General features: G+C 58.4%; 24 protein-coding genes. 14 read left to right on the plus strand and 10 right to left on the minus strand.

Going from position 1 to position 25,805, the window contains the following annotated elements:
- Positions 1 to 4 precede the first annotated feature (4 nt).
- The 3 genes from ACJ8HB_RS05290 to ACJ8HB_RS05300 all read right to left on the minus strand — a co-directional run bounded on the left by ACJ8HB_RS05290 (position 5) and on the right by ACJ8HB_RS05300 (position 3,771).
- Positions 5 to 739: a LytR/AlgR family response regulator transcription factor gene (locus tag ACJ8HB_RS05290; protein ID WP_047571107.1), complete on the minus strand. Its 735-nt coding sequence runs from the start codon at positions 737 to 739 to the stop codon at positions 5 to 7.
- Positions 736 to 2,427, minus strand: coding sequence for a sensor histidine kinase (locus ACJ8HB_RS05295; protein ID WP_033635418.1), 1,692 nt, complete (start codon positions 2,425 to 2,427; stop codon positions 736 to 738). Before ACJ8HB_RS05295 ends, ACJ8HB_RS05290 begins: the two co-directional genes overlap by 4 nt.
- A gap of 99 nt (positions 2,428 to 2,526) precedes the next feature.
- On the minus strand, positions 2,527 to 3,771 hold the full coding sequence (locus ACJ8HB_RS05300; protein ID WP_033648109.1) for a DUF1479 domain-containing protein: 1,245 nt from the start codon (positions 3,769 to 3,771) through the stop codon (positions 2,527 to 2,529).
- A gap of 168 nt (positions 3,772 to 3,939) precedes the next feature.
- Between ACJ8HB_RS05300 and ACJ8HB_RS05305 the strand changes: the two genes are divergently transcribed.
- From ACJ8HB_RS05305 to ACJ8HB_RS05315, 3 genes are all read left to right on the plus strand, one after another.
- Entirely contained in the window at positions 3,940 to 4,479 is a 540-nt protein-coding gene (locus ACJ8HB_RS05305) for a GNAT family N-acetyltransferase (protein ID WP_033648108.1), read from the plus strand.
- A gap of 119 nt (positions 4,480 to 4,598) precedes the next feature.
- Entirely contained in the window at positions 4,599 to 5,828 is a 1,230-nt protein-coding gene (alaC, locus tag ACJ8HB_RS05310; protein ID WP_039564884.1) for an alanine transaminase, read from the plus strand.
- 110 nt (positions 5,829 to 5,938) lie between these two features.
- A complete protein-coding gene (locus ACJ8HB_RS05315; protein ID WP_047571114.1) occupies positions 5,939 to 6,463 on the plus strand; it encodes a cytochrome b in 525 nt (174 codons plus the stop codon).
- A 55-nt stretch (positions 6,464 to 6,518) separates the two neighbouring features.
- Here ACJ8HB_RS05315 and ypdK read toward each other — a convergent pair whose 3' ends face one another.
- Positions 6,519 to 6,593, minus strand: a complete 75-nt coding sequence (ypdK, locus tag ACJ8HB_RS05320; RefSeq protein WP_099782600.1) for a membrane protein YpdK — start codon at positions 6,591 to 6,593, stop codon at positions 6,519 to 6,521.
- 399 nt (positions 6,594 to 6,992) lie between these two features.
- Here ypdK and ACJ8HB_RS05325 point away from each other — a divergent pair, with 399 nt between their 5' ends.
- Positions 6,993 to 7,520, plus strand: coding sequence for a DUF2778 domain-containing protein (locus ACJ8HB_RS05325; protein WP_072021614.1), 528 nt, complete (start codon positions 6,993 to 6,995; stop codon positions 7,518 to 7,520).
- 566 nt (positions 7,521 to 8,086) lie between these two features.
- Here ACJ8HB_RS05325 and ACJ8HB_RS05330 read toward each other — a convergent pair.
- The gene (locus ACJ8HB_RS05330; protein ID WP_047571117.1) at positions 8,087 to 8,524 is read right to left on the minus strand and encodes an antitoxin HicB; all 438 of its coding nucleotides are present in this window, start codon (positions 8,522 to 8,524) and stop codon (positions 8,087 to 8,089) included.
- 581 nt (positions 8,525 to 9,105) lie between these two features.
- On the opposite strand from ACJ8HB_RS05330, the gene pgaA reads away from it, so the two are divergent.
- Genes pgaA through pgaD form a run of 4 tightly spaced genes read left to right on the plus strand, consistent with a single transcriptional unit; the run spans position 9,106 to position 15,347 of the window.
- Positions 9,106 to 11,562, plus strand: coding sequence for a poly-beta-1,6 N-acetyl-D-glucosamine export porin PgaA (pgaA, locus tag ACJ8HB_RS05335; RefSeq protein ID WP_072021615.1), 2,457 nt, complete (start codon positions 9,106 to 9,108; stop codon positions 11,560 to 11,562).
- Positions 11,563 to 11,572: 10 nt separating this feature from the next.
- The gene (gene pgaB / locus ACJ8HB_RS05340; protein ID WP_047571119.1) at positions 11,573 to 13,579 is read left to right on the plus strand and encodes a poly-beta-1,6-N-acetyl-D-glucosamine N-deacetylase PgaB; all 2,007 of its coding nucleotides are present in this window, start codon (positions 11,573 to 11,575) and stop codon (positions 13,577 to 13,579) included.
- The gene (gene pgaC, locus ACJ8HB_RS05345) at positions 13,576 to 14,910 is read left to right on the plus strand and encodes a poly-beta-1,6-N-acetyl-D-glucosamine synthase (RefSeq protein ID WP_041036130.1); all 1,335 of its coding nucleotides are present in this window, start codon (positions 13,576 to 13,578) and stop codon (positions 14,908 to 14,910) included. The genes pgaB and pgaC overlap by 4 nt, the downstream gene beginning before the upstream one ends.
- Entirely contained in the window at positions 14,907 to 15,347 is a 441-nt protein-coding gene (gene pgaD, locus ACJ8HB_RS05350) for a poly-beta-1,6-N-acetyl-D-glucosamine biosynthesis protein PgaD (protein ID WP_047571121.1), read from the plus strand. The genes pgaC and pgaD overlap by 4 nt, the downstream gene beginning before the upstream one ends.
- Here pgaD and ACJ8HB_RS05355 read toward each other — a convergent pair.
- Positions 15,344 to 15,799 carry a DUF805 domain-containing protein gene (locus ACJ8HB_RS05355; protein WP_047571123.1) on the minus strand — a complete coding sequence of 152 codons (456 nt, stop codon included), beginning with the start codon at positions 15,797 to 15,799 and terminating at the stop codon, positions 15,344 to 15,346. The genes pgaD and ACJ8HB_RS05355 overlap by 4 nt on opposite strands.
- 279 nt (positions 15,800 to 16,078) lie before the next feature.
- Between ACJ8HB_RS05355 and mltB the strand changes: the two genes are divergently transcribed.
- Complete coding sequence (gene mltB, locus ACJ8HB_RS05360) at positions 16,079 to 17,167, plus strand: lytic murein transglycosylase B (protein ID WP_033648101.1); 1,089 nt, start codon at positions 16,079 to 16,081, stop codon at positions 17,165 to 17,167.
- A 56-nt stretch (positions 17,168 to 17,223) separates the two neighbouring features.
- On the opposite strand, the gene ACJ8HB_RS05365 is transcribed toward mltB, so the two are convergent.
- The gene (locus ACJ8HB_RS05365) at positions 17,224 to 18,375 is read right to left on the minus strand and encodes a porin (protein WP_033635409.1); all 1,152 of its coding nucleotides are present in this window, start codon (positions 18,373 to 18,375) and stop codon (positions 17,224 to 17,226) included.
- A 397-nt stretch (positions 18,376 to 18,772) separates the two neighbouring features.
- Between ACJ8HB_RS05365 and ACJ8HB_RS05370 the strand changes: the two genes are divergently transcribed.
- Together ACJ8HB_RS05370 and ACJ8HB_RS05375 are read left to right on the plus strand one after the other, a co-directional pair.
- On the plus strand, positions 18,773 to 19,063 hold the full coding sequence (locus ACJ8HB_RS05370; RefSeq protein ID WP_015378635.1) for a hypothetical protein: 291 nt from the start codon (positions 18,773 to 18,775) through the stop codon (positions 19,061 to 19,063).
- A 213-nt stretch (positions 19,064 to 19,276) separates the two neighbouring features.
- Entirely contained in the window at positions 19,277 to 19,579 is a 303-nt protein-coding gene (locus ACJ8HB_RS05375) for a hypothetical protein (protein ID WP_041036126.1), read from the plus strand.
- Positions 19,580 to 19,590: 11 nt separating this feature from the next.
- Here ACJ8HB_RS05375 and dsdC read toward each other — a convergent pair whose 3' ends face one another.
- From dsdC to ACJ8HB_RS05390, 3 genes are all read right to left on the minus strand, one after another.
- On the minus strand, positions 19,591 to 20,520 hold the full coding sequence (dsdC, locus tag ACJ8HB_RS05380; protein ID WP_039564894.1) for a DNA-binding transcriptional regulator DsdC: 930 nt from the start codon (positions 20,518 to 20,520) through the stop codon (positions 19,591 to 19,593).
- A gap of 469 nt (positions 20,521 to 20,989) precedes the next feature.
- A complete protein-coding gene (locus ACJ8HB_RS05385) occupies positions 20,990 to 21,241 on the minus strand; it encodes a CsbD family protein (protein ID WP_033648096.1) in 252 nt (83 codons plus the stop codon).
- 134 nt (positions 21,242 to 21,375) lie between these two features.
- Positions 21,376 to 22,872, minus strand: coding sequence for a helix-turn-helix transcriptional regulator (locus tag ACJ8HB_RS05390; RefSeq protein ID WP_094859993.1), 1,497 nt, complete (start codon positions 22,870 to 22,872; stop codon positions 21,376 to 21,378).
- A gap of 227 nt (positions 22,873 to 23,099) precedes the next feature.
- On the opposite strand from ACJ8HB_RS05390, the gene ACJ8HB_RS05395 reads away from it, so the two are divergent.
- From ACJ8HB_RS05395 to ACJ8HB_RS05405, 3 genes are all read left to right on the plus strand, one after another.
- Positions 23,100 to 24,071 carry a membrane protein, TIGR04086 family gene (locus ACJ8HB_RS05395; protein ID WP_047571127.1) on the plus strand — a complete coding sequence of 324 codons (972 nt, stop codon included), beginning with the start codon at positions 23,100 to 23,102 and terminating at the stop codon, positions 24,069 to 24,071.
- A gap of 1 nt (position 24,072) precedes the next feature.
- Positions 24,073 to 24,294: a hypothetical protein gene (locus ACJ8HB_RS05400; RefSeq protein ID WP_004936288.1), complete on the plus strand. Its 222-nt coding sequence runs from the start codon at positions 24,073 to 24,075 to the stop codon at positions 24,292 to 24,294.
- 704 nt (positions 24,295 to 24,998) lie between these two features.
- Complete coding sequence (locus ACJ8HB_RS05405; protein ID WP_047571129.1) at positions 24,999 to 25,799, plus strand: helix-turn-helix domain-containing protein; 801 nt, start codon at positions 24,999 to 25,001, stop codon at positions 25,797 to 25,799.
- Positions 25,800 to 25,805: the final 6 nt, after the last annotated feature.

Genomic DNA, 25,805 nt, shown 5'->3' on the forward strand with positions numbered 1-25,805 from the left:
GCGCTTACAGGCGCATCAGCTGGCGAAACTCTTTCACCTTGCTGCGGCTGACCGGCACTTCAAACTCAAGATCGCTCAGCCGCAGAATGTAGGTATTGTTGAACCAGGGCACGATCTCGCGGATCTTCGCCAGGTTAACGCAGTAAGAGCGGTGGCAGCGGAAGAAATGCGCTTCCGGCAGCCGGCCGTAAAACTCGGTGATGTTCATCGGCATCACGAACTCTTCACGGCGGGTATAGACCCGCGTCACCTTTTCATCGGCGGCGGCGTAGTAGATGTCGTTGATGTCGGTAACGATGATCCGCTCGTCTTTGATCAGGTTGATGCTGTGGCTGCCGCGGCTCGGCGCGTTGGCCGGTTCCGCCGCGCCGGCGGGGCGCTGGTGCAGCGCCTCCAGCTTTTGCAGCATGGTGACGATGCGCGCCTCGTGATAGGGCTTGAGGATATAGTCGAACGCCTCGATCTCGAACGCTTCCACCGCGTGCTCTTTATAGGCGGTGATGAACACGATCGACGGGCGATGCGCGAATTTGCTGATGTTTTGCGCCAGCAGCACGCCGTCCAGCGACGGGATATTGATGTCGAGGAAAATGGCGTCGACCTGGTGGGTTTGCAGGTATTTCAGGACGTCGAGGCCATCCTCGAAGCTGGCGACGATATCGATATTGCTGTGTTTCTTGATCAGGTAGCTGAGTTCTTCCTGCGCGAGGAATTCGTCTTCCACGATGATGGCTTTCATGAGGCCTCCCCGACCGGCGGCGCGCTCGGTTCCTGATGCAGCTTGCCGCCGTTTTTGCTGATGTAGAACGCGATTTCGGTGCCCGGCTCCAGGCGGCGGATATGCAGCCCTTCACCGTACAGCAGCGACACGCGGTGGTGCACGTTGAGCAGGCCGATATTGTGGCCCGGCATCTCGTTGCGCGCCACCCGGTCGATGGTTTCCTGATTGATGCCGTGGCCGGTATCCTTCACCGAAATCTTCACCCGGTCGCCCTGATCTTTCACCGCGATCACCACTACCCCTTTACCCTTGCACGGCTGGATGCCGTGCACGATGGCGTTTTCCACCAGCGGCTGGATCAGCAGGCTGGGAATGCGCACCGAGACGTCGTCGTCGATGTCGTAAATCACCGTCAGCTTGGCGCCGAAGCGCGCCTGTTCGATGGCGATATAGTCCTGAATTTGATGCAGCTCCTTGCGGATATCGATCAGTTCGTCGTTCAGCTCCAGGTTGTAGCGCAGGTAGCGCGACAGATTGATGATCAGCTGGCGCGCGGTGTCCGGATTCAGGCGAATAGAGGAAGAGATGGCGTTCAGCGCGTTGAACAGGAAGTGCGGGTTGATCTTGCTCTGCAGCGCGCGCATTTCGGCTTTGTCCGCCATCTGGCGCAGATGCTCGATGCGGGAAACCTCGATCTGCGTGGAGATGATCTGCGACAGCCCGACCGCCATCACCTTCAGCGTGTTGGTGATCTGGTGGGCGTGGCAGTAGTAAATTTTCAGCGCGCCGGTCACTTCGCCTTTTTCCCACAGCGGCACCACCAGCTGCGAATGGATCTGCGGCGCGGCCGGGTTTTCCAGGTTGTTCTTGATGATGATTTTGCCGTGGCGAATGCTTTCGCGGGTGACGCGGCTCAGCCCTTCGCGGCCGATCGGGTAGGCTTCGCGCCCTACGCCGACGTAGGCCAGCACCTGATGGGTATCGGTGATCGCCACCGCGTCGGCGCGGATGTCCTGGCGGATGATATCGCAGATGGTGGCCAGCGATTCGCTGTTGATGTTGCGAAAATAGGGCAGCGTCTTGTGGGCGATATCCAGCGCCAGCTTGGCCTGGCGCGCGGCGATCACCTCTTTTTCATCCTCGACGCTCTGCACCAGCAGCACGATCAGGCCGATGCACACCGTGCCGAGGATCATCGGCAGGGCAATCTGCGACACGATGTCCAACCCAAGCTCGGTCGGCTTGGCCCACAGCACGATCAGCAGCATGGTGAGGGATTCGCACAGCATGCCGCCGACGATGCCGGCGCGCCAGCGCTGCTCTTTTTTCACCTTGAGGTTGATGTAGCCGGCGCTGATGCCGGCGATGATGCTGGTGATAAGACAAGGCACCGAGGTGATGCCGCCGATGTCGATCAGATAGCGGTGCACCCCGGCGACGATGCCGGTGACGATCCCCACCCAGGGGCCGAACAGGATGCCGCCGGCCATGATGGCGATGACGCGCACGTTGACCAGCGATCCTTCGACGTTGATGCCGGAGTAGGTGCTGAACAGCGCGAACAGCGAGAAGATCGCCGTGACGATGCCGAGCTCGAGCGGCGTATGGTCTTCTTTTTGCAGCAGTTGGCGGAACAGCCGGGTGCGGGTCAGGAAAAACAGACAGATCAACATCAGCGCGGCGCGATCAAACACCGCCAACAGCATTTCAAAAAAAGGGTGCACGACGGGTTCTCGCTGCGGCCTACGGATGGCGGCAGTATACCACAGCGAAAGGGGGCCGTGGCGCGCGCCACGGACGGGGGATCAGCCCATGCCGAGCTGCGCTTTGCCCAGCGGCGTCAGCAGGTCGGCGGTGGCGCGGCCGTCGAAATCCACCTCGAAGTCGTCGGGGGCGAAGTCCGGCGGCGTTCTGCCGTCGATAAAGCTCGGCAGCTGGCGCTGCAGATAGGCGTCGTTTTTCTCGCAGCCCGGCGCGGCGGCGATGTACATCACGTTGCTGTCGAACTCGCCGTTATGCTCGTTCTCCACCGCGTGGATCACGTCGCAGTGCCAAAATACCGTGTCGCCCGGCTCCAGATCGGGAATAGGGGAAATCCCACTTAATAAAAGGGGATGCCATTTTTCCGAGATCGACAGCGCGCGGCCCGGCGCCGCATCGCACAAATCGTCGTCTGCGACGTCGTCCTGCAGCGCGCGCAGCAGCACATAGGCCATGGCATTGGCGATCGGCACCAGGTTCAGCGTGCCGGCATTGGTGCGCTGCGGTGTCAGCGCCGTCCAACCCTGGAAGGTGCGGAACATCGAACAGACCGCCGGCGAGGCTATCTCGCGCACCTCGGTGCGGCCGTCGGCGGCGAAGGGATCGTACTGCTGCCAGTCGCCGGAGAAAACGTGGCGATACACATAGCGGAAGTTTTCGTCCAGCCAGCGCTCGATGGTGCCGCTGTCGACGTGCGGCGACAGACCCAGCGACGAGGAGTTCGGCGGGCGGCGGCGGGTGCGATCGGCATAGGTGGCGACGCGGGTCGGATCGAAATGCTGTTTGCCGTTGCTCTCGGTGGCCCATAGGCTGTTGAGGAACACCTGCACCGCATGCATGCGCGCATCCTGCCGCGCCTCGACCTGCGGTTTCGACCAATAGATGCCGTAGATCTGCGGTTTGCTGGCGGCCAGCTTGCCGAAATAGTTGTCTTCGGCGGCGTTTTTCAACCGCTCGACGAAGTTGTTGCGCTCGAGGTAGTCGCCGATTTCCCGGTTCCAGCCCTCGGCCTTGGCGCGGGGAAACACGCCGCGAATGGCGCAGGCGCCGCGCTGTTTGATCAGCGCTATCTGCTGCTCGCTGACGCGCTGCTGCAGGATATCTTCCGCGTCGATCTGCGGCACCGGATTGTGGCCGGCGGCCAGCTCGCGCCGGATCTGTTCGACCTGGCCGCGGATGTTCTCTTCCAGCGCCAGAAATACGTCGCGGTAGTTCGGCAATGCCTGGCGCAGCTGGCGCTTGACGTTAACGATCGTCTGCGGAATATCGTCGATGACTAAAGAGGCCATGGTGTTCTCCTCGTGCCGCGTGAGTGACTGCGGCGAGCGGTTGTAGGGAATCGGGCAAGACGTTATGGTTTTGTGGTTTTAACGTGAATGATTATCGGCAACCAATCGGGGAAAATAAAGAGATATCTTTCATTCGTAAGTTCCTCTTTTTCGTTTTTCGGAGATTTTATGAAGCTGGTCACTGAACGTCTGCACTTACAGTCGATAACCGCCGAGGATTGGCCGCTGTTTTTGCGCCTGTACCAAGATCCCGAGGTGATCCGTTACATCTCCGATCCGCGCAGCGAAGCGGAGATCCGCGCCCGGTTCGAGGAGCGGTTGCCGGCCTGGGACAAACACGGTGAGCAGTGGCTGTGCCTGGTGATGCGTGAGAAGCACAGCGGGGAGGCGGTGGGCGTTACCGGCTTTCGCCCGCAGTGGGTGCCGTATCGGCAGGCGGAAGTGGGATACGGGAGTTTGCCTGCCGGCCAGGGCAAGGGCTATGGCAAGGAGTCGCTGCGGGCGGTGCTGGATTTTGCGGTGAACGCCTGCGGTTTTCACAAGCTGACCGCCACCGTGACCGCGGGCAACCTTGCTTCGCGCGGCCTGCTGGAGTCGTGCGGTTTTCAGCTGGAAGGCACGCTGCGCGACAACTACCGTCTGGCGGGGCAGTGGTGCGACGACTGGCTGTTCGGGCTGCTGGCGGCGGAGTTTCAGGGCGGCAAATAAAAATATCGCGCCGGGTATCGACAAGCTCGTCGGCGCTGCGCTATGTTCGATATTCGGTCAGTTCGCTGGCCAGCGTCGCTCGGACGGTCCGGGCGCTAACGTCTATCGAGGAATCCCCTATGGCTGATAACAGTCCACAGCGCCGTTTTACGCGCATTGAACGTCTTCCCCCTTACGTATTCAACATCACCGCCGAACTGAAGATGGCCGCGCGCCGTCGCGGCGAGGATATTATCGACTTCAGCATGGGTAACCCCGACGGCCCGACGCCGCCGCACATCGTGGAAAAACTGTGCGCCGTCGCCCAGCGCGACGACACCCACGGTTATTCCACCTCGCGCGGCATTCCGCGCCTGCGTCGCGCCATTTCGCGCTGGTATGCCGACCGTTATCAGGTGGATATCGATCCGGAAAGCGAAGCCATCGTCACCATCGGTTCGAAAGAGGGGCTGGCGCACCTGATGCTGGCGACCCTCGATCACGGCGATACCGTACTGGTGCCGAACCCCAGCTACCCGATCCACATTTACGGCGCGGTGATCGCCGGCGCCCAGGTGCGTTCCGTGCCGCTGGTGGACGGTGTGGATTTCTTCGGTGAGTTGGAGCGCGCCATTCGGGAAACCATTCCGCGCCCGAAAATGATGATCCTCGGCTTCCCGTCCAACCCGACCGCGCAGTGCGTGGAGCTGGATTTCTTCGAGCGGGTGGTGGCACTGGCCAAGCAGTACAACGTGCTGGTGATCCACGATCTGGCCTATGCCGATATCGTCTATGACGGCTGGCAAGCGCCGTCGATCATGCAGGTGCCGGGGGCGAAAGACATTGCGGTGGAGTTCTTCACCCTGTCGAAAAGCTACAACATGGCCGGCTGGCGCATCGGGTTCATGGTCGGCAACCCCGAGCTGGTCAGCGCGCTGGCGCGCATCAAGAGCTATCACGACTACGGCACCTTTACGCCGCTGCAGGTGGCGGCCATCGCTGCGTTGGAAGGCGATCAGCAGTGCGTGCGCGATATCGCCGAGCAGTATCGGCAGCGCCGCAACGTGCTGGTGAAAGGGCTGCATGAGGCCGGCTGGATGGTGGAAAATCCGAAGGCGTCGATGTACGTCTGGGCGAAAATTCCCGAACCTTATGCCCACCTCGGTTCGCTGGAGTTCGCCAAACGCCTGCTGGCGGAAGCCAAGGTCTGCGTCTCGCCGGGCATCGGCTTCGGCGACTACGGCGATACCCACGTGCGCTTCGCGCTGATCGAGAATCAGGACCGTATCCGCCAGGCGGTGCGCGGCATCAAGGCGATGTTCCGCGCGGACGGGCTGCTGAAGCCGGGGAAAGGCGGCAGCGCCAAATAATCCTGTCAGGCCGGGCGTTCGCCCGGCCTTATTTTTTCCGTCCCAAGGTTTTCTTCATTATTTCCCCATTATGCTCGACTACGCTGAGTTTTATTTTTTGGACTGAGTGTATGAGCAACCGCTACGCGCGATCGCAAATCGTTTTACATTGGCTGACGCTGCTGCTGGTGATCCTCACCTATTCGACGATGTTGCTGAAGGATTCGGTGCCGGAGGCGTGGGGGCCGGTGGTCAAAAATCTGCACTTTAATTTCGGGGTATCGGTCTTTGCCCTGATGCTGATTCGGTTGGCGGTGCGCGCTTTCCGCGCTGCGCCGCCGACCACGCCGCCGCTGGAGGAATGGCAGGAAGTGGGCGCCAAGATCTTCCATTGGCTGCTGTACGTGGTCTTCCTGATGTTGCCGCTGCTGGGTATGTTAACCCTGGCCTACGGCGGTAAATCGTGGTCTTTGCTGGGCTGGCCGGTGCCGCAGTGGATGACGCCGGATCCGGTGATGCGCCGGCTGGTCAAAACGGTGCATGAGACGCTGGCAAACGTTGGCTACTTTATCATTGGCGCGCATGCGCTGGCGGCGCTGTATCATCACTATCTGCGCAAGGACGACACCCTGCGCCGCATGATGCCGGGCAAATGATCGCTAGCCGAAACGACAAAGGGACGCTTGCGCGTCCCTTTGGCTGTGTTCCCGGTCAGGCAACCATCAACATGAAGGTGCCAACCCAGGCAACCAGCATGAATGACACGCCCATCAAAAAATATTTCACTGAACAACTCCTGTCTGGAGTCCTCGCCAGCAATGATCCCGATTGTTGTGCTGAGTATTTTATGGGCAACCTGCTTGTCGGGCGGATTCTTCCAAGCGAAAGAACAACGTCCTCGAGCGCGGGTTGTCCGGTTGTCGCGCCTCATGCTCCGTGAGGTAAAATCCGAACCGCGACAGGATCGGCGCTAATGTACTCTCAATACTGGTCTGATTTCAATACTGTGTTTTTGATCACAATTTTTGGCTGTTTTTTGCACAGTGAGGGCTGTTTTATAACGCTTTTTAAGTCGGGATAGGCCAACTTTCTGACCCACGATAGCCGCAGGTATTCTTTTTCGGTAGATGATTTTTGTGTTAGTGTGAATTTTATACTAATGAACGGTAAAAAGGAGTTTTACCTATGCCGCTACATGGAGAGTTTATCGTTAATGATGCTCAGTTCTCCCCTTTACTCATATACGGTGTTGGCACTTTTCTGGCTTACTCGGGCAATGGAATATATCGTAACCAAGCCGGTTGCGTGGCTGTTCCTGACAATGGCCCAATCCCTCAGGGCCATTGTCACATCGTCAACAGGCTAACGGGCGGCTGGAAAGGAATGTTGAGAACCGATCTTCGTGATTTCTATTCGTGGCCGACATCGACACCGGTTATCAAATATGAGTGGTTTGCCCTCTATCGTGAAGATGGGAAAATCGACGACTATACATGGATCAATGGGGTAAAGCGGGGAAATTTCCGTTTGCATCCATCAGGCCCTTTAGGTATTTCTTTGGGCTGTATTACATTGCAGCATCGGACTGACTTTTTAGCTATTCGTCAGGCATTAGTCTCTACCCGGCCAGTCAGGTTAGTTAACGGCCTGATGTCTTATGGAACGATTGAGGTCATTCTTAATGGAAAGCAGACGTGTCCCAATAGGGATTAAACTTCTGATAGGGGCTGGCATTTATATACTGACATTTTTGCTTGCGAGGCCTTCAGACCCCTCGACTCAGGGGGAGCGTGCATTTTGGATAAAAGCAGCAAACTTGTTCGGTGAACGCGATATTGAGGGGTTTGTAGGTATAGCGCTACTTATCGGCTGCTTGGTTATTACGCTTATAGTCAGCCCAGTAATCATTCGTGTTATTGAAAGAAGGCTTAGGGTTAATTGATAATTGTTTGATATTAAATAATATTTTTATATTAGGTCTTTAGGCCTGCACGGGGTTTTGTTTCATCGCCCATGGCTGATATCACTCAGTCATGGGCGACGTTAAGCGTTAGGTATTGCAATGCGGCGGCAGGCGCTCAGGCGACGGCGTTGATGCCGGTCGCCAAAATGACCCAAAAAACGAGACAAGACAGCAGAATAACGGCCCAAATATGACGGCGACTCCACTCCATTTTTAGCCTTCGTTGTTGCGACAAGTGATTAGGTAGCGATCATATCGGCGCAAAACGGGGAAAATTTAGCCCCGTTGGATAATATTTCGCTTACCTGCCGCTAACCTATTGGCAAACTTCGTTTATTGTCACGCGCACTTCGTAGCCCAGCAGATACAGCGCCTGCTCCAACGCCTCAACCTTCGAGGCGTAGCCGATGTCCAGCAACCGCTCCATTTGCCCGCCGTTGAATCCCAGCTTGCGCGCCAGCGCCGCTTTGCCGGTGTTTTTGCGCAGCATGGCGTTGTGCAGCTCGATCTTCAGCGCCACCAGCGCCGGCAGATGTACTCTCAGATCATCGGTTTGCACAGGGGAAGGGGCGGGCAGGGGCAGCCCTTCGTCCATCGCGGCAGCGATGGCGGCCAGCAGGCTTTCCTGCGCTTCCAGTTCGATGTCTTCGCGTTTATAGCAGGCAGATTGCCACTCGGGGAAGTCGTGAAAACCGATCTGCCAAGCGTCGCTGTCGCTATCGAAGGTGTAATGGGCGGGGTAGTGGCTGTACATGGCAATCCCTGATTGAGGCCTGAATGAGGCGCTATTGTGACGGCATGCCCGGGAGATAGCCAGCATGAACGCAGCCGTGGGGGAATTTAAATTGAAAATAATAATTATTAGCAGGGAAATTTAATTTCCTGGTGAGCAATATTCTTATTATTTTTTCCATGAAGGCAGATTATTTAATTAGGTGTTTGGATTAATATCCCTGTTGATGGGTGATAATGAGAATTAAAATCAAATATCACGCCGGTTTTTATACAATTTCACACGGAAGGGTGAAAATAAGAATATTGATCATGATAAAAGTTCATGTGTTTGATTTGTGGTGGTTTAATTTTTATTATTTCACTTATTAACAATTGTGAAATTCCAGTTTCAGGCAGATATCACCTGGCTGCGGTATTCACCGGCAGCTTTATAAAATACTCTTTTTAGGCAAAGGCGCATTCGATTCTCTTTATGTCTGCGCCAGACAGAAATATTCATTACTCCATGCTTATTACCCGACGGCTCTAGCCGACTTTTCGGGTGCCTGCTCGCATTTGCACTCTGCCAGGACAGCAGCTCACGGATTAAAGGAATACCTCGTGCCTAAAGTTAACTCGCGTTCATTACGCTTTACCGAACGCCACGTCACCAAATATGCGGCGTCATTGCTGTTTATCGGTTTATCCCTGCCGGCCGCCGCGCTGGCGGATGAGCGCTATGACGCGCTGATCCGTCAGGCCAGATCGGGCGATACCGCGCCGGTGCTGGCGTATTTATCGCAGCGGCGCGCTCGGGAGGGGTTGAGCCTGCAGCAGCGAGCCGATTATATCCAGGTGGCCGGTTGGGCCGGCCATGACGAAGAGGTGGTCGCACTCTGGCGTGCCGACGGCGCCGCGCTGCAGCGGGATAGCGCCAGCCTGGCGACGGCGGCCCGCGCCTACCGCAATCTTAAGCAGTGGCAACCATCGCTGCGCCTGTGGCGGGCGGCGTTGCAGCTCGCTCCCGCCGACGGCGGCCTGCAGCGTGGCTACGTGATGACGCTGGCGGATGCCGGGCGGGATGCGCAGGCGCAAACGGAAGCGGCCAAAGCGGAGAAGTTACTGGAACCGGCGACGTGGTATCTGACGCGCGCCTATGTGGATCAGGCCGCCGGCCGCAGCTGGGCGGCGTTGGAAAACGTGACCCGCGCCCGTGCGCTGGCGCCGTCCGACGCCGGCATTCAGGCTTATTACGTGACGCTGCTGGCGGCGAACCGGGTCGCGGATCCGGCGCTGCGTGCAAGCCAGGGGCTGGCATTGCCGCCCGCGCAGCAGCGGCGCCTGCAGGCGGATGAAGCCGCCGAACTGGTGCGGCTGTCGTTTATCGATGCTCGTGGCGAACAGGAACGCTTCGTCATCGCCGACCGCGCGCTGGCGCGCTATGACCAACTGCTGACGCAGTGGCGGCCGCTGCCGGAGGCGCAGGACAGCTACCAGCAGGCGCGTATCGATCGCCTGGGCGCGCTGCTGGCGCGTTATCGCATGGCCGATGTGGTGAGCGAGTATCAAACCTTGCAGGCGGAAGGGCGCACGGTGCCGGATTATGCCCAGCGCTGGGCGGCGTCCGCCTACCTCTACCTGCAGCAGCCGGATAAGGCGCAGGCCATTTTCAGCCGCTTGAACGCCGCCGCGCCGCAGGCGGTGACCGCCGAAGACGAAACCGATCTGTTTTACGCGCAGGCGGAGGACGAACGCATCGATCGGGCGGCGTTGCTGGCGCAGCGCGTCAGCCAGCGCTATCCCTACGCGACCCGCCTGTACCAGCTGCCGACGCTGGCCTACAACGATGACTGGCTGGTCGGCCAATCGCTGCTGGCGCAGTCACGGGTTTATCAACGCGATCTGGCCGAGGCCGAACGGCAGCTGACCCATCTGGCGCGCACGGCGCCGGGCAATCAGGGGCTGCGCATCTCATTGGCCAGCGTTTATTTGGCGCGCGGCTGGCCGCGCCGCGCCGAGGACGAGTTGAAGCAGGTGGAAGGGCTGGAACCGCGCAGCCTGCCGTTGGAGATCCAGCAGGGCTATGTCGCACAGGAATTGCAGGAGTGGCGGCAGCTGGATTTGCTGGCCGACGACGTCATCCAACGCGCGCCGGAAAGCGTTGCCGTTCAGCAGCTCGAGCGTTCGCGCCGCATTCACCACATGTCTGAACTGCGCATCAGCGGCAATCAGGGCATCGATTCCGACGGGCCGGTCAGCGGCAGCCACGATTTCGGCATTCACGCCGCGCTCTATTCACCGCCGATCGACGACAACTGGCGGCTGTTCACCGGCTGGGGATTCAACACCGGCCAGTTCGACGAGGGCAAGGGCATCAACCGCGATCTCAGCGCCGGCGCCGAGTGGCGCTCGCGCGATCTGTGGCTGGAAGCCGAGGTGGCCAACCGCAACTACGGCCACGGCAATGAGCTCGGCCTGCGCCTCTCATCCTGGTATGACCTGAATGATCAATGGCGCCTCGGCGGTTCGGTGGCGCGCCTGTCGGCCGAGACGCCGCTGCGCGCGTTGACCAACGGCATCAGCGCCAACGGCGGCAACCTGTGGCTGCGTTGGCAGCAGAACGAAAGCCGCGAGTTGCGCGCCAGCGTGGCGCCTTCGCACTTCTCGGACGGCAACAACCGGTTGGAATACGGCCTGGAAGGGCGGCAACGGCTGCTCGCCGGCGCCCGTTATCGGCTGGACATGAACCTGACGCTGTCCGGCAGCCGCAACAGCCAGGAGAACGTGCCGTATTACAACCCGAAGCGCGACTTCACGCTGCTGCCGTCGTTAACGCTCGATCACACCCTGTATCGCCATTATCAGACCGAGTGGAGCCAGCAGTTCCAGGCCGGCGCCGGCAGCTATTGGCAGCGGGACTATGCGCGCAAGCCGATCACCCAACTGGGTTACGGCCAGCGAATCAGTTGGAACGGGGTGCTGGACGCCGGCGCGATGCTGCAGTTTGAGAAGCATCCTTACGACGGCAAGCGCGAGCGCAACATCGGTGTGACGTTTGATCTGAATTATCGTTTTTAAAGGAATAATCATGCTTATTCGATCCTCGCTTTTCGTGTTGGCCGCGTTGCTGACCACCGGCTGCAGCCAGGCGGACGTGCCGCGCTTCACGCCGCCGGCGGAGCGGCCCGTGGGGCCGATGGAACGCCCGTGGCCGGCCAACCGTTACGCGGTGCTGGCGTATCACGACGTGGAAGACGGCGCGGCGGACCAGCGCTACATGTCGGTGCGCACCAGCGCGCTCAACGAACAGTTCGCCTGGCTGAAGCAAAACGGCTACCAGCCGGTGTCGGTCGAGCAGATCCTGCAGGCGCAAAACGGCGGCCCGGCGTTGCCGAACAAGGCGGTGCTGCTGACCTTCGACGACGGCTACCGCAGCTTCTACAGCCGAGTCTTCCCGCTGCTGAAGGCCTACAACTGGCCGGCGGTGCTGGCGCCGGTCGGCGTCTGGCTGGATGCGCCGGCCGACAAGCCGGTCGATTTCGGCGGCCTGATGACGCCGCGCGATCGCTTCCTCACCTGGCAGCAGGTGCGGGAAGTGTCGGACTCCGGCTTGGTGGAGATCGGCGCGCACACCTACGCTTCGCATTACGGCGGCATCGCCAACCCGCAGGGCAATACCGAACCGGCGGTCGCCAATCGGTTGTACGACGCCAAACAGGGCCGCTACGAAAGCGAGGCGGAATATCGCCAACGCATCGAGAAGGACGTGGCGTTGATCACCCAGCGCATCACCGCCGCCACCGGCAAGGCGCCGCGCGTCTGGGTCTGGCCGTACGGCGCGGCCGGCGGCGTGGCGCTGGACATCGCGCGCAAGCACGGTTACCGCATGGCGTTGACGCTGGAGAACGGGCTGGCAGACGTCAACGCGCCTGAGAACGTGCCGCGCATGCTGGTGGCCGGCAACCCGTCGCTGACGAGCTTCGCCCAGCAGCTGACGCAGATACAGAACCGGCAGATCATGCGGGTGGCGCACGTCGATCTCGACTACCTTTACGATCCCGATCCGCAGCAGCAGGCCAAAAACCTCGACAAGCTGATCCAGCGCATCTACGACCTGCGCATCAATACCGTTTTCCTGCAGGCGTTCGCCGATCCAAAAGGCGACGGCAACGTGCGCGAGCTCTATTTCCCCAACCGCTGGCTGCCGATGAAGGCCGACCTGTTCAACCGGGTCTCCTGGCAGCTCTCTTCGCGCACCGGCGTGGCCGTGTATGCCTGGATGCCGGTGTTGGCGTTCGAGCTGGGATCTGACGTGCCGCGCGTACAGCGCCTCGATCCGCAAAACGGGCAGCTGTCGGTAGACGACAAGCAGTACCGCCGCCTGTCGCCGTTCAGCCCGGTGGCGCGCCAGCGCATCGGTGAGATCTACGAGGATCTGGCGGCTCACGCCACCTTCAAAGGGATCCTGTTCCACGACGATGCCCTGCTGTCGGACTTCGAAGACGCCGGCCCCGACGCCGCTGCGGCCTACCGCCAGGCCGGCTTCGCCGATTCGGTGGCGGCGATACGCCAGGATCCGCAGGCGATGGCGCGCTGGACGCGCTTCAAGAGCCGGGCGCTGATCGAATTTACCCAGTCGCTGACCGAGCGGGTGCGGGCGATCCGCGGCCCGCAGGTGCAAACCGCGCGCAACATCTATGCGATGCCGGTGCTCGATCCCGCCAGCGAAGCCTGGTTCGGCCAGAATCTGGCGGATTTCCTGCAGGCCTACGACTGGGTGGCGCCGATGGCGATGCCGCTGATGGAAAACGTGCCGCGCGCCGACAGCGGCCGCTGGCTGGATCAACTGGTGGGCAAAGTGGCCGCTTACCCCGGCGCGCTCGATAAAACGGTGTTTGAGTTGCAGGCCGTCGACTGGCGCAAGGAGCGCCGGATAAGCCTGGATGACGGTCAACTGCTGGCCGAATGGATGCGTCGCCTGCAGCGCAATGGCGCTCAGAGCTTTGGTTATTACCCCGACAACTTCCTCGACGATCGGCCTAAGCTGGATGCCGTTCGCCCGGTGTTGTCCTCAGCCTGGTTCCCACTGCCATGACCGATCGTTTAATTGCCTTATTCATCCTGTGTCTGGTGTTGAGCGTGCCTTTCGGCATCGTCCTGCTGTTTACCGGCGAAGTGCTGCTCAACTTTGTGTTCTTCTGGCCGCTGTTCATGTCCGGTATCTGGATCGCCGGCGGCATCTATTTCTGGCTGCACCGCGAGCGCCACTGGCGCTGGAGCCCGGACATGCCCGCGCCGGCGCTGCCGGGCAACCCGTCGATCAGCGTGCTGATCCCCTGTTTCAACGAAGGGTTGAACGCGCGTGAAACCATTTCGGCGGCGATGGCGCAGCGCTATGAAAATATCGAAGTGATCGCCATCAACGACGGCTCCAGCGATGACACCGCCGAGGTGCTGGATCAGTTGACGCTGGAGTTCCCCCGGCTGCGGGTGATCCATCTGGCGCAAAATCAGGGCAAAGCGATCGCGCTGCAGGCGGGCGCGGCGGCGGCGCGCAGCGAGTATCTGGTGTGCATCGACGGCGATGCGCTGCTGGATCGCGATGCGGCGGCCTATTTGGTGGCGCCGCTGTTGGCCAATCCGCACGTCGGCGCGGTGACCGGCAACCCGCGCATCCGCACGCGCTCCACGCTGATCGGCCGCATCCAGGTCGGTGAGTTTTCATCGATCATCGGCCTTATCAAGCGCACGCAGCGCGTTTATGGCCGCCTGTTCACCATCTCCGGCGTGGTGGCCGCGTTTCGTAAGCAAGCGCTTACCGATGTCGGTTACTGGAGCCAGGACATGATCACCGAAGACATCGACATCAGCTGGAAACTGCAGCTCAAGCACTGGGCTATCTTCTTCGAACCGCGGGCGCTGTGCTGGATCCTGATGCCGGAGACCCTGCGCGGGCTGTGGAAGCAACGCCTGCGCTGGGCGCAGGGCGGCGCCGAGGTGTTTTTAAAGAATCTGCGCAACCTGTGGGCCTGGGAGCACCGGCATATGTGGCTGCTGTTCGCCGAGTATTGCCTCTCCACGTTGTGGGCGTTCACTTACCTGGTCAGCGTGCTGATTTTCCTGGTCGGGCTGGCGGTGCCGCTGCCGGAGGGCATCCGCATTCACTCGTTGCTGACGCCGGCGTTTACCGGCCTGGTGCTGGGCGTGGTGTGCCTGCTGCAGTTCACCGTCAGCCTGCTGCTGGAGAAGCGTTATGAGAAGGGCTTCGGCCGCTCGCTGTTCTGGATCATCTGGTATCCGCTGGTGTATTGGCTGCTCAGCCTGCTGACCACGCTGGTGGCGTTTTCCAAAGTGATGTTGAAAGCTCGGCGCGGGCGTGCGCGCTGGATCAGCCCCGACCGGGGCATTGGGAGGATCAAAGAATGACGGACGTCCTGATTTATTCCGAACGCGGCCTGCTGCCGCGCGTGGTAGACAGCCTGCTGACGCTTTTCGCCTGGTGCGGCTTCCTTTATCTGTTCAGCCGCGGCCTGATGTCGGTGATGGATCAGCACGGGGTGGGCTCCGCCCTGTCGCTGCTGGAAGTGATCTCGCTGTACATCATTGTGGCGTTGTTCAATGCCGTCACGCTGATCGCCTGGGCCAAATACAACCAGTATTTCTCCCGCCGCAGGGCGGCCGACCGCTGGCGGAAACAGCAACAGAACACCCACATCGGCTATATCACGCCCGAGCTGACCCGGCAGCTGCGGCGTTTGCCGATCGCCGTGGTGTCCCATAACAGCGGCGGTGGCATCAGCCAGGTCAGCGGCAGGCTGACGGCGGTCGAACCGGCCGCGAACAAGGTGGTGCAGCTGCGTTAATCGTCAGCGTCGCCGCCCGGCCTGCGGCGCAGCCCGCCCGGCGGCAACAGCAGAGCGCAGATCATGACGGCCAGGCTGAAAAGCGGCAGCCAGCGCGCCACCGGGCCGGGGGAGTAGTTGTTGAGCACCGAGCAAACATAGCACGCTGCGGCCAGCGCCCAGCCGGGCAGGCCGATATCGTTGAGCCGGAACGCGGTTTTGGCCATGAACCACGCCACCAGGCCGAAACAGAACAGCGCCCAGACCATAATGCACAGCAGATACAGCAGCACCGAGACGAATTCCTCGGTATCGCCGTGCGCATGGGCGCGAAAATGGTTTTTATCCAGGTAGGTCGACAGAAACGACAGCAACACGATGCCAACGGCGAAGATCGCCAGCGAGAAAACAAAGGGTTTGCGCGAGATGCGCCCACGGTAAAGATCTTTGGCGAGTTGTCCGAGAGATTCCATTACAGTCCATTGTCGTGATCATTGCGGCGATAGCCGGATGGCAAGCAGCCGGGCATTTTATCGGGGTAAAAGGGGGCGTCAAGGTGATAATTTTTCTCATTTAGTCGCGGTTGAGATTCCGCGCGGCCGCACCGGGCGTCCTTTCACCGTGCAAAACGTCACAATTTGGCACGTTTGGCTACCTGGCGCGGTAATTGGCGGCATAATCCTGTTTGTTCGCGTTGAACAATGCATTAACATAACTCCCACTTATCTCTTGCATGGCTATATGGATATCCGATGCGTCACCTGGTTGCGCTTTTACCGCTGATTACCTTGCTTGCTGCCTGTAGCAGCACGCCGAAACCCAGTACCACCGCTACGCCGCAGGGCACCCCGGTAAAGGGCGGCTTTTTGCTGAGCCCGGCGCACAGCGGCGCGCCGCTGGGTGGAGATTTCGCCAATAACCCGAATACCGCACGCTTTATCGATAAGATGGTGCGGGAACACGGCTTTGATCGACAGCAGCTGCACGACGTGCTGGCGCAGGCTCGGCGCCTGGATTCGGTGCTGCGGCTGATGGACAGGCAGGCGCCGAAACCGTCTACCCAGGGGCCTACCGGCCCGAACGGTTCCTGGCTGCGCTACCGCAACAAGTTCATCACGCCGGATAACGTGCAAAACGGCGTGGTGTTCTGGAATCAATATCAGGATGCGCTGCAGCGGGCCTGGCAGGTGTACGGCGTGCCGCCGGAGATCATCGTGGGGATTATCGGCGTGGAGACCCGCTGGGGCCGCGTAATGGGTAAAACCCGCATTATCGATGCACTGGCGACGCTGGCCTTCAACTACCCGCGCCGCGCCGATTACTTCGCCGGCGAGCTGGAAACCTTCCTGCTGATGTCGCGTACCGAGGGCGACGATCCGCTCGAACTGCGCGGCTCCTTCGCCGGCGCGATGGGCTATGGGCAGTTCATGCCGTCTTCCTTCAAGAGCTATGCGGTCGACTTCAACGGCGATGGTCATATCAACCTGTGGGATCCGGTCGATGCCATCGGTAGCGTGGCCAATTACTTCAAGGCGCACGGTTGGTCCAAAGGCGAGCCGGTCGCGATTCAGGCCAACGGCCAGGCGCCGGGATTGGAAAACGGCTTCAAGACCCGCTACTCGGTCGCTGCGCTGGCGGAAGCCGGCCTAAGCCCGCAGGGGTCGCTCGGCGACAATCAGGAAGCCAGCCTGCTGCGGCTGGACGTCGGCACCGGCTACCAGTATTGGTACGGCCTGCCGAACTTCTACGTCATCACCCGCTATAACCACAGCACCCACTACGCCATGGCGGTATGGCAGCTGGGCGAAGCGGTAGGGCGCTCGGCGCGCGGCGGCTTCTGACGCTGCTTCAATAACGAAAAAGGCCGCTTGCGCGGCCTTTTTTACGTGCGGAACAATCAGAAATCGTAGCGTAGACGCACCACGGTCATATCGCCGAGGTTGTCGGTGCTCGATGTCAGCACGTGCTCTACGTCAACGCGGAAGCCGTAGTCAAACTGCACGGTAACCCCAAGGCCGTTGTCGATGCGCTGGTAGTTGCGGCCGCTGATGTATTCCAGGCGATCGCCCATAAAGTACGGCATTACCGATTTCACCGCGTACTGGCCCACCGGCACGGTATAACCGGCCAGGTATTCGATACCCCAGGCATCGCCGGCGAAGTAATTGTTGATGTCGGTTTTCTTGGTGGTCAGAAAGTCGTGGTAGTAACCGCCGCCGAAAGTCAGCGTCCAGTTGTCCGGTTTCCAGCTGAGGGCGGTGCCGACGATGTGCTGATCGTAGCTCTTGCTGCCGCTGGTGGACGGATTGCGCATTTCGGCGCGGGTGTAGTTCCAGGCGGTGCCCCAGGTCAGATCCTGCGTGATGTGGTAATCCACGCCCAGTGAGCCGCCGCCTTTGCGCTTATAGCGCAGGCCGTTGCCCGGCAGGTAGTCGCTGTCGCTGAACAGGTACGAGGCATAAACGTCCGCATCGCCGAAGCGGTTCTTGTACTTCAGCATTTTGCGTGAACGGTAAGAACCGTCGTAGTCGCCGTTGATGCCGTTGCCCGGCGCCTGGGCCAGCATGTCGTAGTCCCAGATATCGGTCTTGGCGCCCACCACGTCATAGTAAACGCTGTTCTGCTGGCCGAAGGTCATCTGGCCCCAGGTGTTGCTTTTCAGGCCGGTGTACAGCATGCGGCGGCTGGTGTTTCTCGCGCCGTCGGCATAGTGGTGATCCCAGTCGAACAGCGCCGGAATGTTCACGCCCAGCTCGTAGTAGCTAATCCAGCTGATATCGTCGAACAGGTAGTAGTCCGCCGCGAAACGGAAGCGGGTGCCGCCGTCGAAGCCGTTACGCTTGTAGGAGCCCTTGTCGCCGTCGCCCGTCATGTTGTTGAACTGTGGACGGATGCTGCCGCCAACGGTGAAGTTCAGGCGGCTGAGCGGATCGCCGGCCTGCGGATCCTGCTTCAGCAGGGTGATTTCCGCCTGAGCGGCGAACGACGCGCTGCCGATCGCCAGACCCAGCGCCACCGCTTGAGTCAATACGCGCAATTTGATTGCCATGTGTTATCCCTGTTTTATGTATGACCGCCCCATCAGCGCCGCCATGCCGATGTTTTGCGCAGAACGCTGCGTTTTCACGCATTTTGACGGTTTTTTTTGGTGTGTTAGCGGCGGGCGGCATTTGTAACATAAACAGTGACATAAAGAATTACTTTTCTTGCTAATTATCGACCGGTTTTTAACCATTTCGTGCGGTGAAAAGGGCCGTTGCGCATGTCTGGCGATTCGGATGAATTCATCTAACGCCAAGGTTTATATTTTTCATTTGTCAGTCACCGGCGCCAGCCTGTAATTTCAACCGTGCAAGAGAGAATTAATTCGAGCCTTTCGCCGGCGTATTAACGTCAGCCTTTGTCTGCGTAATCGGCCGGCATGAATAAGCGATTGGGAGGTCGCCATGAGAAACCTGTTAATGTTGTTAGTGGGGCTGTTTTCACTGCCGGCGATGGCGGCGGAGTCGCACGTTTGCCATTCTCAAGCCTATGATTATGCAGAGGTTAGTAAGCTCAGGTTGTCTGACGACACCCTGTTTTCCTGCCGCGGCGTGGGGCGCCTGACGATCCCCGAATTAGCACGCAAAGGATGGAAGGTGATTCATTTGGCGCAGCAAACCGAATATACCGACTCCGTCGACAGCGATGGTGAGGTGATTAAGCTTTATCAGGAAATCGTGGTGTACAAAGAATAATGCGACGGTAGCCTGTTATTATTCTCGCGGCGGCGAGAACCCTATTATGAATGCGAGAATCGGAATCGACGGCAGGGTTGCCGCCGCGGCCAGCGCTTCACTTGGGATCGCGCCACGCTGTGCGCCTGTTTGCTGATCGCGCTGGTGTTAAGCGTGGTGAGTTGTTCTTATCTTATTTATTTTTACCGAAGGGTGGCACCAAAAATATAAATTATGGATGTTGATGTACAGAACTACCAAATAAGCTGCGAAAGCCAATTCATTATTCAGCTGCAAATATCCCGCTATGCCTGGGGCGTGCCGCTGATTACGCTCGGCGATAACGGTGATTTTACCGTGATACGAAGCCGAGGCTGGTCGAGGTTGGCTAATGGGATGCAATTGGAGGTTTATTATTTTGCTAATAACTCCCTGCTGGCCTGGGATAAAAACCGCAAATATATCTCTTATTCAAAGGCCGGCCGGCTCTACGCCTGCGCGCTGAATTTTTCTTATTCCCCTAAAATAATGCGCTAGCCCTCCGGCCATCAGACCAGAGGGGCGATTTTCATGATCCACTGCTTAAACGCGAGGATTTTCGGCCACTGCCGCTCGGAGATGGTCGAGGTAAAATAGCAGTGCTCGCAGGGCACGGTCATGTCGGTGAACGGAATGATCAGCTCGCCGCTTTTGATCCAGTCCTGCACCAGGTTGAGCCGCCCCATGGCGACGCCAAGGTGCCGCGTGGCGGCCAGCACCGCGAGATCGGAACGGTCGAACTCCATGCTTTTGCTGTCGGTATCCAGCCCCAGCGCAAAGTGTTGCGACCAGGTTTGCCACTCGTCTTCGCCGGAGTTGTAGCGATCGTGCAGCAGCGTGCAGTGGGCCAAATTTTCCGGCGCATCGTACAGGCTATGTGCGGCGGCGTACTGCGGCGTACAGATCGGCACCATCGATTCCTGCATAAAGGCCTCGTCCAGATGCCGCCCCGAGGGCAGTTTGCCGAAGTACATCGCCAAGTCCACGCCGCGGTTGGCCAGGTTGATGATCTCTTGCCCGGTCAGAATGTTGAGGTGAATGGTGGGGTGCTGGGCGATAAAATCGCCGATGCGCGGCAGCAGCAGGCATTGCACCAGAGACGGATGCGAGTAGAGGGTCAGGGTGCCCGTCAGCTCGCGATTCTTGATGTCCAGAATTTCCTGATTCAGCGTGTTGAAGGAGCTGTCCAGCGCCCATTGCATGCGCTCGCCCTCCGGCGTCAGGGTAATTCTGCGATGAAAGCGCTGGAATAGCAGAAAACCCAACTCCTTTTCGAGCAAATTAATGCGGTGGCTTACGGCGCTGGGGGTGATCGACAATTCTTGCGCCGCCAGCGCAAAAGATAAATGACGGGCGACGCATTCGAAAGTATGCAGCCGGGAAAATTGATAGCTGGTCAGCGGGGTGGCCCGCTGTGAATGTTTTTTAGTGGGGAACATGCTATTTCTCCGTGCGCGCAATACAGCGATCTTAACATTTAATGGAGAGAAGGATAAACCCAGGTTGACGAATGGAGTCGAATTTTAACCTGATGGTTTTAATGATGTTGAGGGTAAGCCGATTTATTGCACCAAGGCCGTAAATAACCGCCGAGGGGTTTGGGTTGAGAAGACGATAAAAATCAGGAATACGCGAGGAAAATAAAATGGCTGTCGTTAAGCAGTGAGTAAAGGCGGCGTGCGACGGTATGAAAAAGAATGCCGCCTATTCCATGAGGGATATCGCCGTTTCGCCATAATAACCCGATGCCGCTGAATAGCCGTTAATCATCATTGTCGGCGTAACGGATGAATAAATCGAAAAGGCCATATGCCCGCACGGCATTGCACGTTGGCCGATGGCACCGCGCCCGGTTGTTGTTAACCGGGCGCGGCGTTCAGGGAAAAGCGGTTTGCTCGCCGGCGCGTATCAACGGCGGCGCAGCAGCAGGCCGGTCAACAGGCCAGCGCCGGCAATGAGGGCTAATGCGGCGAGGGGGTTTTTCTTCATCATGCTGCCGGCGCAGCTCAGGGCGTCGCCGTATTTTTCTTGCAGCGCGCCCGCTGCATAGCGCGTGGCGCCTTCGGCCTGCAAACGTGGGTTTCCGGTGACGTCGCCCGCCATTTCCTGCGCCTTGCCCGCCACTTTTTCCATCATGCCATTGGCTTTTTCGCTGTTCATTGTGATGCGCTCCTAAGGTTCGATCCGTTTGGCTTCCGCACAGGGCGAAAGCCTGCATTTGCACCTCCATGTTATGCACTTCACTTTGAGCCTATAAGGGGCGTTTGCATCGGTGCGGATAGTGCATTTGCAGGCTACTTTCCGTTCCTGGCGGCCAGCCCGCCGGTAAACAGCCCGCGTTCTCTGGCCCAGACGATGGCTTCGCTGCGGCTGTGCACGCCAAGCTTGGAATAGACCGTCGCGACATGGTTGCGAATGGTGTTGAGCGCCAGATTGAGGCGCGCCGCGATTTTCTTGTCCGGCAGCCCCTCGCAAATCAATTCCAGCACATCGCGCTCGCGCGGCGTGAGATCGCTGGCGGTCAATCCGGCCTGGTCGGGCCGGTTGATGCTTTTCACGTTGGCCAGTTTTTCAATCAGGGTTTGGCTGAACCAGGAGGCGTCCTGCATCACTTCTTCGATGGCGCTGACCAGCTCCAGCTCCGAGCGTTTGCGTTCGGTAATGTCCATGAGCACCAGCAGGTAGCAGGGCGCATTGTGAATGCTGACGGCATCCGCCGAGGCCACGCAGTCGATCGACTCGCTCCCTTTCTTGCGCACCCGGATGTCCAGCCCTTCGACGTTACCGCTTTTTTCCAGCGCGGCAAACAAACGGCGGCTCGCCTCGGGATCGTCAATAAATTGGATCTCATCGACCGTCTTGCCGATCAAGGCTTCGGCGTCGTACTCGGTGGTGCGGGTGAAGGCTTCGTTGACGTCCAGCACGCGCCGCTCGTGCGCCGTACACAGCAACGTCGGCACCGGGCTCAGGCGAAATGCCTTGGCGAACCGCTCTTCACTTTCCCGCAGCGCCGATTCCGCCTGGCGCCGGGGTTCGAGATCGGTAAAAGTGAACAGCATGCAGTCGTCTTCATTGATGTCCAGCGGTTGGCCGGCAACCACCACCAGCTTGCTTCCGCCACCGGGCAGTTTCAGCTCGGCCTCCATTTGTGGAATGGTGGCGCCTTCCCCCAGGCGCTGTATCGCCAGATCTTTGTGCTCCGCCTGTTCCAAAACGTCGAGTTCATAAACCGAACGGCCCATGACCTGTTCACGTTGGTAACCGGTCATATCGAGGAACCCTTGGTTGACCTTGACGTAGCGCAGGTCGCTTAGCCGACAAATGACCGCCGGCGCCGGATTGGCGTTGAAGGTTTTTTCAAAGCGCTGTTCGGCGCTGGCCCACTCCGTCGCGTCGCTCAGGATCAGCGCCAGCAGCTCCGGTTGCCCCTGCGCATCGGTGATAATCAGGCTCCGTAGGCGGTGCACCCAGAAGCTGTCCGGATCGTCGGCTTGCCGAACCTCCACCACCACATCGGTGAAGGTCTCGCCATCGGCAACCCGGTTCAGCGGATACTGTTCCAAAGCCAGCGGATGATTGTTGCGATAGCGCAGGGCAAAACGCGCCGCGTACTCGCCGGCATTGGCCCCCAGAGCTTTCTGATGACTCACGCCATGCATGGCCAACGCGGCCTCGTTGGCCCAGAGCAGCGTTCGATCGGTATCCGTCAGGATCACGCCGTCGGACAAGCCGGAGATGATTTGCTGCAGGTGGCCGCGGTGGGTTTCGCTGGCCAGGACGGATTGGCTCATGTGTTCTCCGCTAGACAGAAGGGAGCGGCCTCTGACCGGGGCCGCGGGTTACGCTACTCGCTGAGCAGCTTAGTGCATAACGTGCGTATTCGCAGGGTGTGAATGCACTAGTTATTCTGGCGCAAATGAACCGGGACGGCCGACGACGCCGCGCGGCAGACTGCATCTGTCTGCGCGGTTATCCGCCGTGCGTGCAATCACTTGTCCAGAAAATATAAGGAACAACGATGACCACTGTCTATGAATCAAATCGCTTTGCGTTTCAGGTGTCATGGGGCTCGATATTGGCCGGGAGTGCCGTGGCGCTGGTGACTTATCTGATCTTCAGCGTGCTGGGCACGGCTATCGGCGCCCAGGCCGTGGATATGATGCAAAAGGGTAACCCGCTGAGCGGCTTTGGCACCGGCACCGGGATCTGGCTGCTGGTTTCAACGCTGGCGTCGCTGGCCGCAGGCGCGTTCGTCGCCGGCCGCACCGCACCGAACCGCGGCGGCTTGCATGGCCTGCTGAGCTGGGCGAGCACCACCTTGCTGACCACCTGGCTGGTGGTTTCATTGGCGAGTGGCGTGGTGGGGCTGGCGGGCAGCGCGGTGGGCAAAGGGCTTTCGCTGGCGGGCAGCGGCCTGGCGGCGGCGGCGCCAAACGTGGGCGAAGGCCTCAAGCAACAGCTGGATAAAAAGGGCATCAGCCTTGACTGGGGAAGCCTGGAAAACCAGTTGAATGCCACGCTCAAGCAGACCGGCAAGCCGGAACTGGATCCGGCTCGGTTGGAACAGAAGGCCGATAGGGCGACCGCCGACGGCAAGCAATCGGCCATGGACGCGGCTGCCGATCCGGCGCAGGCCGCCTCCGAGCTCAAGCAGTGGTTCGACCGCGTCAAGCAGTCCGGTGAGCCGACGTTGAGCGCCGCCGACAAGGATGCGCTGGTGAATATCGTTGCGGCGCGCACCGGCAAAAGCCGCGATGAAGCGAGTCAAATCGTCGATAACTATGCTCAGGCTTACCAGCAGGCGGTGCAGAAAGTGGAAAAACTCAAGGCCGAGGCCGAGCAGAAAGCGCGTGAAGCGGCCGACGAAGCGGCCAAACAGCTGTCGCGCGCCGCTTGGGGTTCGCTGTTGATGCTGCTGTTGGGCGCCGCGCTGAGCGCCGGCGTGGGGCGGATTGCCGAATCAACCCGCCGCACTGTCGCGGTAAGTTGAGATGAAAAAAAACCTGTCGTGCATCTCGCTGAATTATCGAAAAGTAGCGGGGGCCTCTGCTCCCGTGCTCGTCATCGATTTTTGCAACGAGAATAACGAGCGCTACACCCTGCGCTACAACCTGCCGCCGGATACCCCGGAACGCACCGAGCGGCGGGTATCTTTGCTGCTGTATCTGTTGCGCAAGCACAGATCCGCAGAGATCGACAACCTGGCTGATTAATCAGGCCGTTAATGAAAGGCCCGGCCTTATAGGCTGGGCTTTTTACTGGGCAATCAGGCTATTCTGGCAACAACGCACGGTGCGAGTCGGCATGAGGCTTTTACGTTGGAGGGCCGGCGGTTCACGGTGGGCAAAGTAGCGCCCCAATTGGCGTGGAGGGTAAAATAGGGCATCGAGCAAGATGTGTTAAAACATCGGTTCTTCTCAGCGCAGGAAAAAGATAAAAGAAGCTCCCTATTACGATCTGTGATTTTCTGGCCCGATGTTCAGAAAATGAGCCTGTCCCTATCTTCTTTTCAAACGCTGCTCATGATTTTATTTATTAGTCTCAATAAGTTTTATCAGTCAGCCTGATTATAAAATGCATTTTAATTTGCAATGATGAAATTCCTATTTGGTCATGCAATTGGGATGCAAAAAAACACTTTAAGATAAAACAATTAACATAAAGTGTGATTTGCCCTGGCGTGGCAAATGCATCTTTAATGGATGCACTTTGCGCGGCGCATTTTTTATTCACGTGTTTTTCGCAAGCATATTTATATAACATGATCATTTTCAGTTATTTATATGATGACTTTTCCCATGCCGTAAAAATGGCGTTGTCAGGGTGATTTTTTTTAGGATTAATCTTAATGACTTGATTTGGTTGGTTAACGATTTTAATGAAAAGGACACGATTTTTATAAAGGCAAGGAGCGCGCATGGACTATCGAAAAGATATTCTTTTACAGGTGTTAGAGTATATAGAGAAGAATATTATAGAGGGACTTTCCGTTGAGAAAGTGTCTATTATCTCGGGTTACTCTAAATGGCATTTACAGCGGCTGTTTAAACATTATTTTGGCATTACGTTAGGGACTTATATCAGAAACAGAAAGCTGAGCCGATCCGCAATCTTGCTTAAACAACATCAAGGGAACATATTGGATGTCGCCTTGGCATCGGGCTTTGCCTCTCAGCAATGTTACACGCGGGCGTTTAAACGTTTCTTTGGCGAAACGCCCAACAGCTTTAGGAACAGCCGGGGATGGGATTTTTCCACCCAGATCCCACCGTATGGCATTGACAAGAAACCCTATTTTTATCACACGGTCATGCCGGATGATATCGAGCTGTTAAAGCAGTACAAGGCATTGATCTTCCACTCCATAAGGAAATACAGAGATGCCGGTGACATTACGCAGACTAATGAGAAATGGTTAAGCAAGCATGGGAAGGCTTATCGTGCGGAAAACAACAGAGCGGGAAAATGGCATTCAAACGGCAAGGAGCAAGAGGTTTTTCATTCTATCTTCAATTTCTACATACCCAGAGGGAAATATATTGTCATCCCCTTTATGGGTGAGTTGTCTGAGTACATTGATTTTTTTGCAGATATCTATGACGCCTATCTGCCGGCTATCAATGTCAAGGTGAGAGAAAGTTTTTTTATCGAACTATATAGACATGAGCATTTACACAGTCGCGTCGTCAATGTCGATATACTTATTCCTGTAGCGTAGCGTTGA

Source organism: Serratia sp. CY27727, assembly GCF_052169275.1.
GTDB lineage: Bacteria > Pseudomonadota > Gammaproteobacteria > Enterobacterales > Enterobacteriaceae > Serratia > Serratia sarumanii.

What these genes read in the sequence shown, in the direction of transcription:
- ACJ8HB_RS05305 (WP_033648108.1), top strand. Translation starts at nt 3,940, where the DNA reads ATGAAGCTGGTCACTGAACGTCTGCACTTACAGTCGATAACCGCCGAG.
- ACJ8HB_RS05390 (WP_094859993.1), bottom strand. Translation starts at nt 22,872, where the DNA reads ATGAGCCAATCCGTCCTGGCCAGCGAAACCCACCGCGGCCACCTGCAG.
- ACJ8HB_RS05295 (WP_033635418.1), bottom strand. Translation starts at nt 2,427, where the DNA reads ATGCTGTTGGCGGTGTTTGATCGCGCCGCGCTGATGTTGATCTGTCTG.
- ACJ8HB_RS05355 (WP_047571123.1), bottom strand. Translation starts at nt 15,799, where the DNA reads ATGGAATCTCTCGGACAACTCGCCAAAGATCTTTACCGTGGGCGCATC.
- ACJ8HB_RS05405 (WP_047571129.1), top strand. Translation starts at nt 24,999, where the DNA reads ATGGACTATCGAAAAGATATTCTTTTACAGGTGTTAGAGTATATAGAG.
- ACJ8HB_RS05315 (WP_047571114.1), top strand. Translation starts at nt 5,939, where the DNA reads ATGAGCAACCGCTACGCGCGATCGCAAATCGTTTTACATTGGCTGACG.
- ACJ8HB_RS05330 (WP_047571117.1), bottom strand. Translation starts at nt 8,524, where the DNA reads ATGTACAGCCACTACCCCGCCCATTACACCTTCGATAGCGACAGCGAC.
- ACJ8HB_RS05395 (WP_047571127.1), top strand. Translation starts at nt 23,100, where the DNA reads ATGACCACTGTCTATGAATCAAATCGCTTTGCGTTTCAGGTGTCATGG.
- alaC (WP_039564884.1), top strand. Translation starts at nt 4,599, where the DNA reads ATGGCTGATAACAGTCCACAGCGCCGTTTTACGCGCATTGAACGTCTT.
- mltB (WP_033648101.1), top strand. Translation starts at nt 16,079, where the DNA reads ATGCGTCACCTGGTTGCGCTTTTACCGCTGATTACCTTGCTTGCTGCC.
- ACJ8HB_RS05400 (WP_004936288.1), top strand. Translation starts at nt 24,073, where the DNA reads ATGAAAAAAAACCTGTCGTGCATCTCGCTGAATTATCGAAAAGTAGCG.
- ACJ8HB_RS05300 (WP_033648109.1), bottom strand. Translation starts at nt 3,771, where the DNA reads ATGGCCTCTTTAGTCATCGACGATATTCCGCAGACGATCGTTAACGTC.
- dsdC (WP_039564894.1), bottom strand. Translation starts at nt 20,520, where the DNA reads ATGTTCCCCACTAAAAAACATTCACAGCGGGCCACCCCGCTGACCAGC.
- ACJ8HB_RS05365 (WP_033635409.1), bottom strand. Translation starts at nt 18,375, where the DNA reads ATGGCAATCAAATTGCGCGTATTGACTCAAGCGGTGGCGCTGGGTCTG.
- pgaB (WP_047571119.1), top strand. Translation starts at nt 11,573, where the DNA reads ATGCTTATTCGATCCTCGCTTTTCGTGTTGGCCGCGTTGCTGACCACC.
- pgaC (WP_041036130.1), top strand. Translation starts at nt 13,576, where the DNA reads ATGACCGATCGTTTAATTGCCTTATTCATCCTGTGTCTGGTGTTGAGC.
- ACJ8HB_RS05385 (WP_033648096.1), bottom strand. Translation starts at nt 21,241, where the DNA reads ATGAACAGCGAAAAAGCCAATGGCATGATGGAAAAAGTGGCGGGCAAG.
- ACJ8HB_RS05375 (WP_041036126.1), top strand. Translation starts at nt 19,277, where the DNA reads ATGGATGTTGATGTACAGAACTACCAAATAAGCTGCGAAAGCCAATTC.
- ACJ8HB_RS05370 (WP_015378635.1), top strand. Translation starts at nt 18,773, where the DNA reads ATGAGAAACCTGTTAATGTTGTTAGTGGGGCTGTTTTCACTGCCGGCG.
- pgaD (WP_047571121.1), top strand. Translation starts at nt 14,907, where the DNA reads ATGACGGACGTCCTGATTTATTCCGAACGCGGCCTGCTGCCGCGCGTG.
- ACJ8HB_RS05290 (WP_047571107.1), bottom strand. Translation starts at nt 739, where the DNA reads ATGAAAGCCATCATCGTGGAAGACGAATTCCTCGCGCAGGAAGAACTC.
- ACJ8HB_RS05325 (WP_072021614.1), top strand. Translation starts at nt 6,993, where the DNA reads ATGCCGCTACATGGAGAGTTTATCGTTAATGATGCTCAGTTCTCCCCT.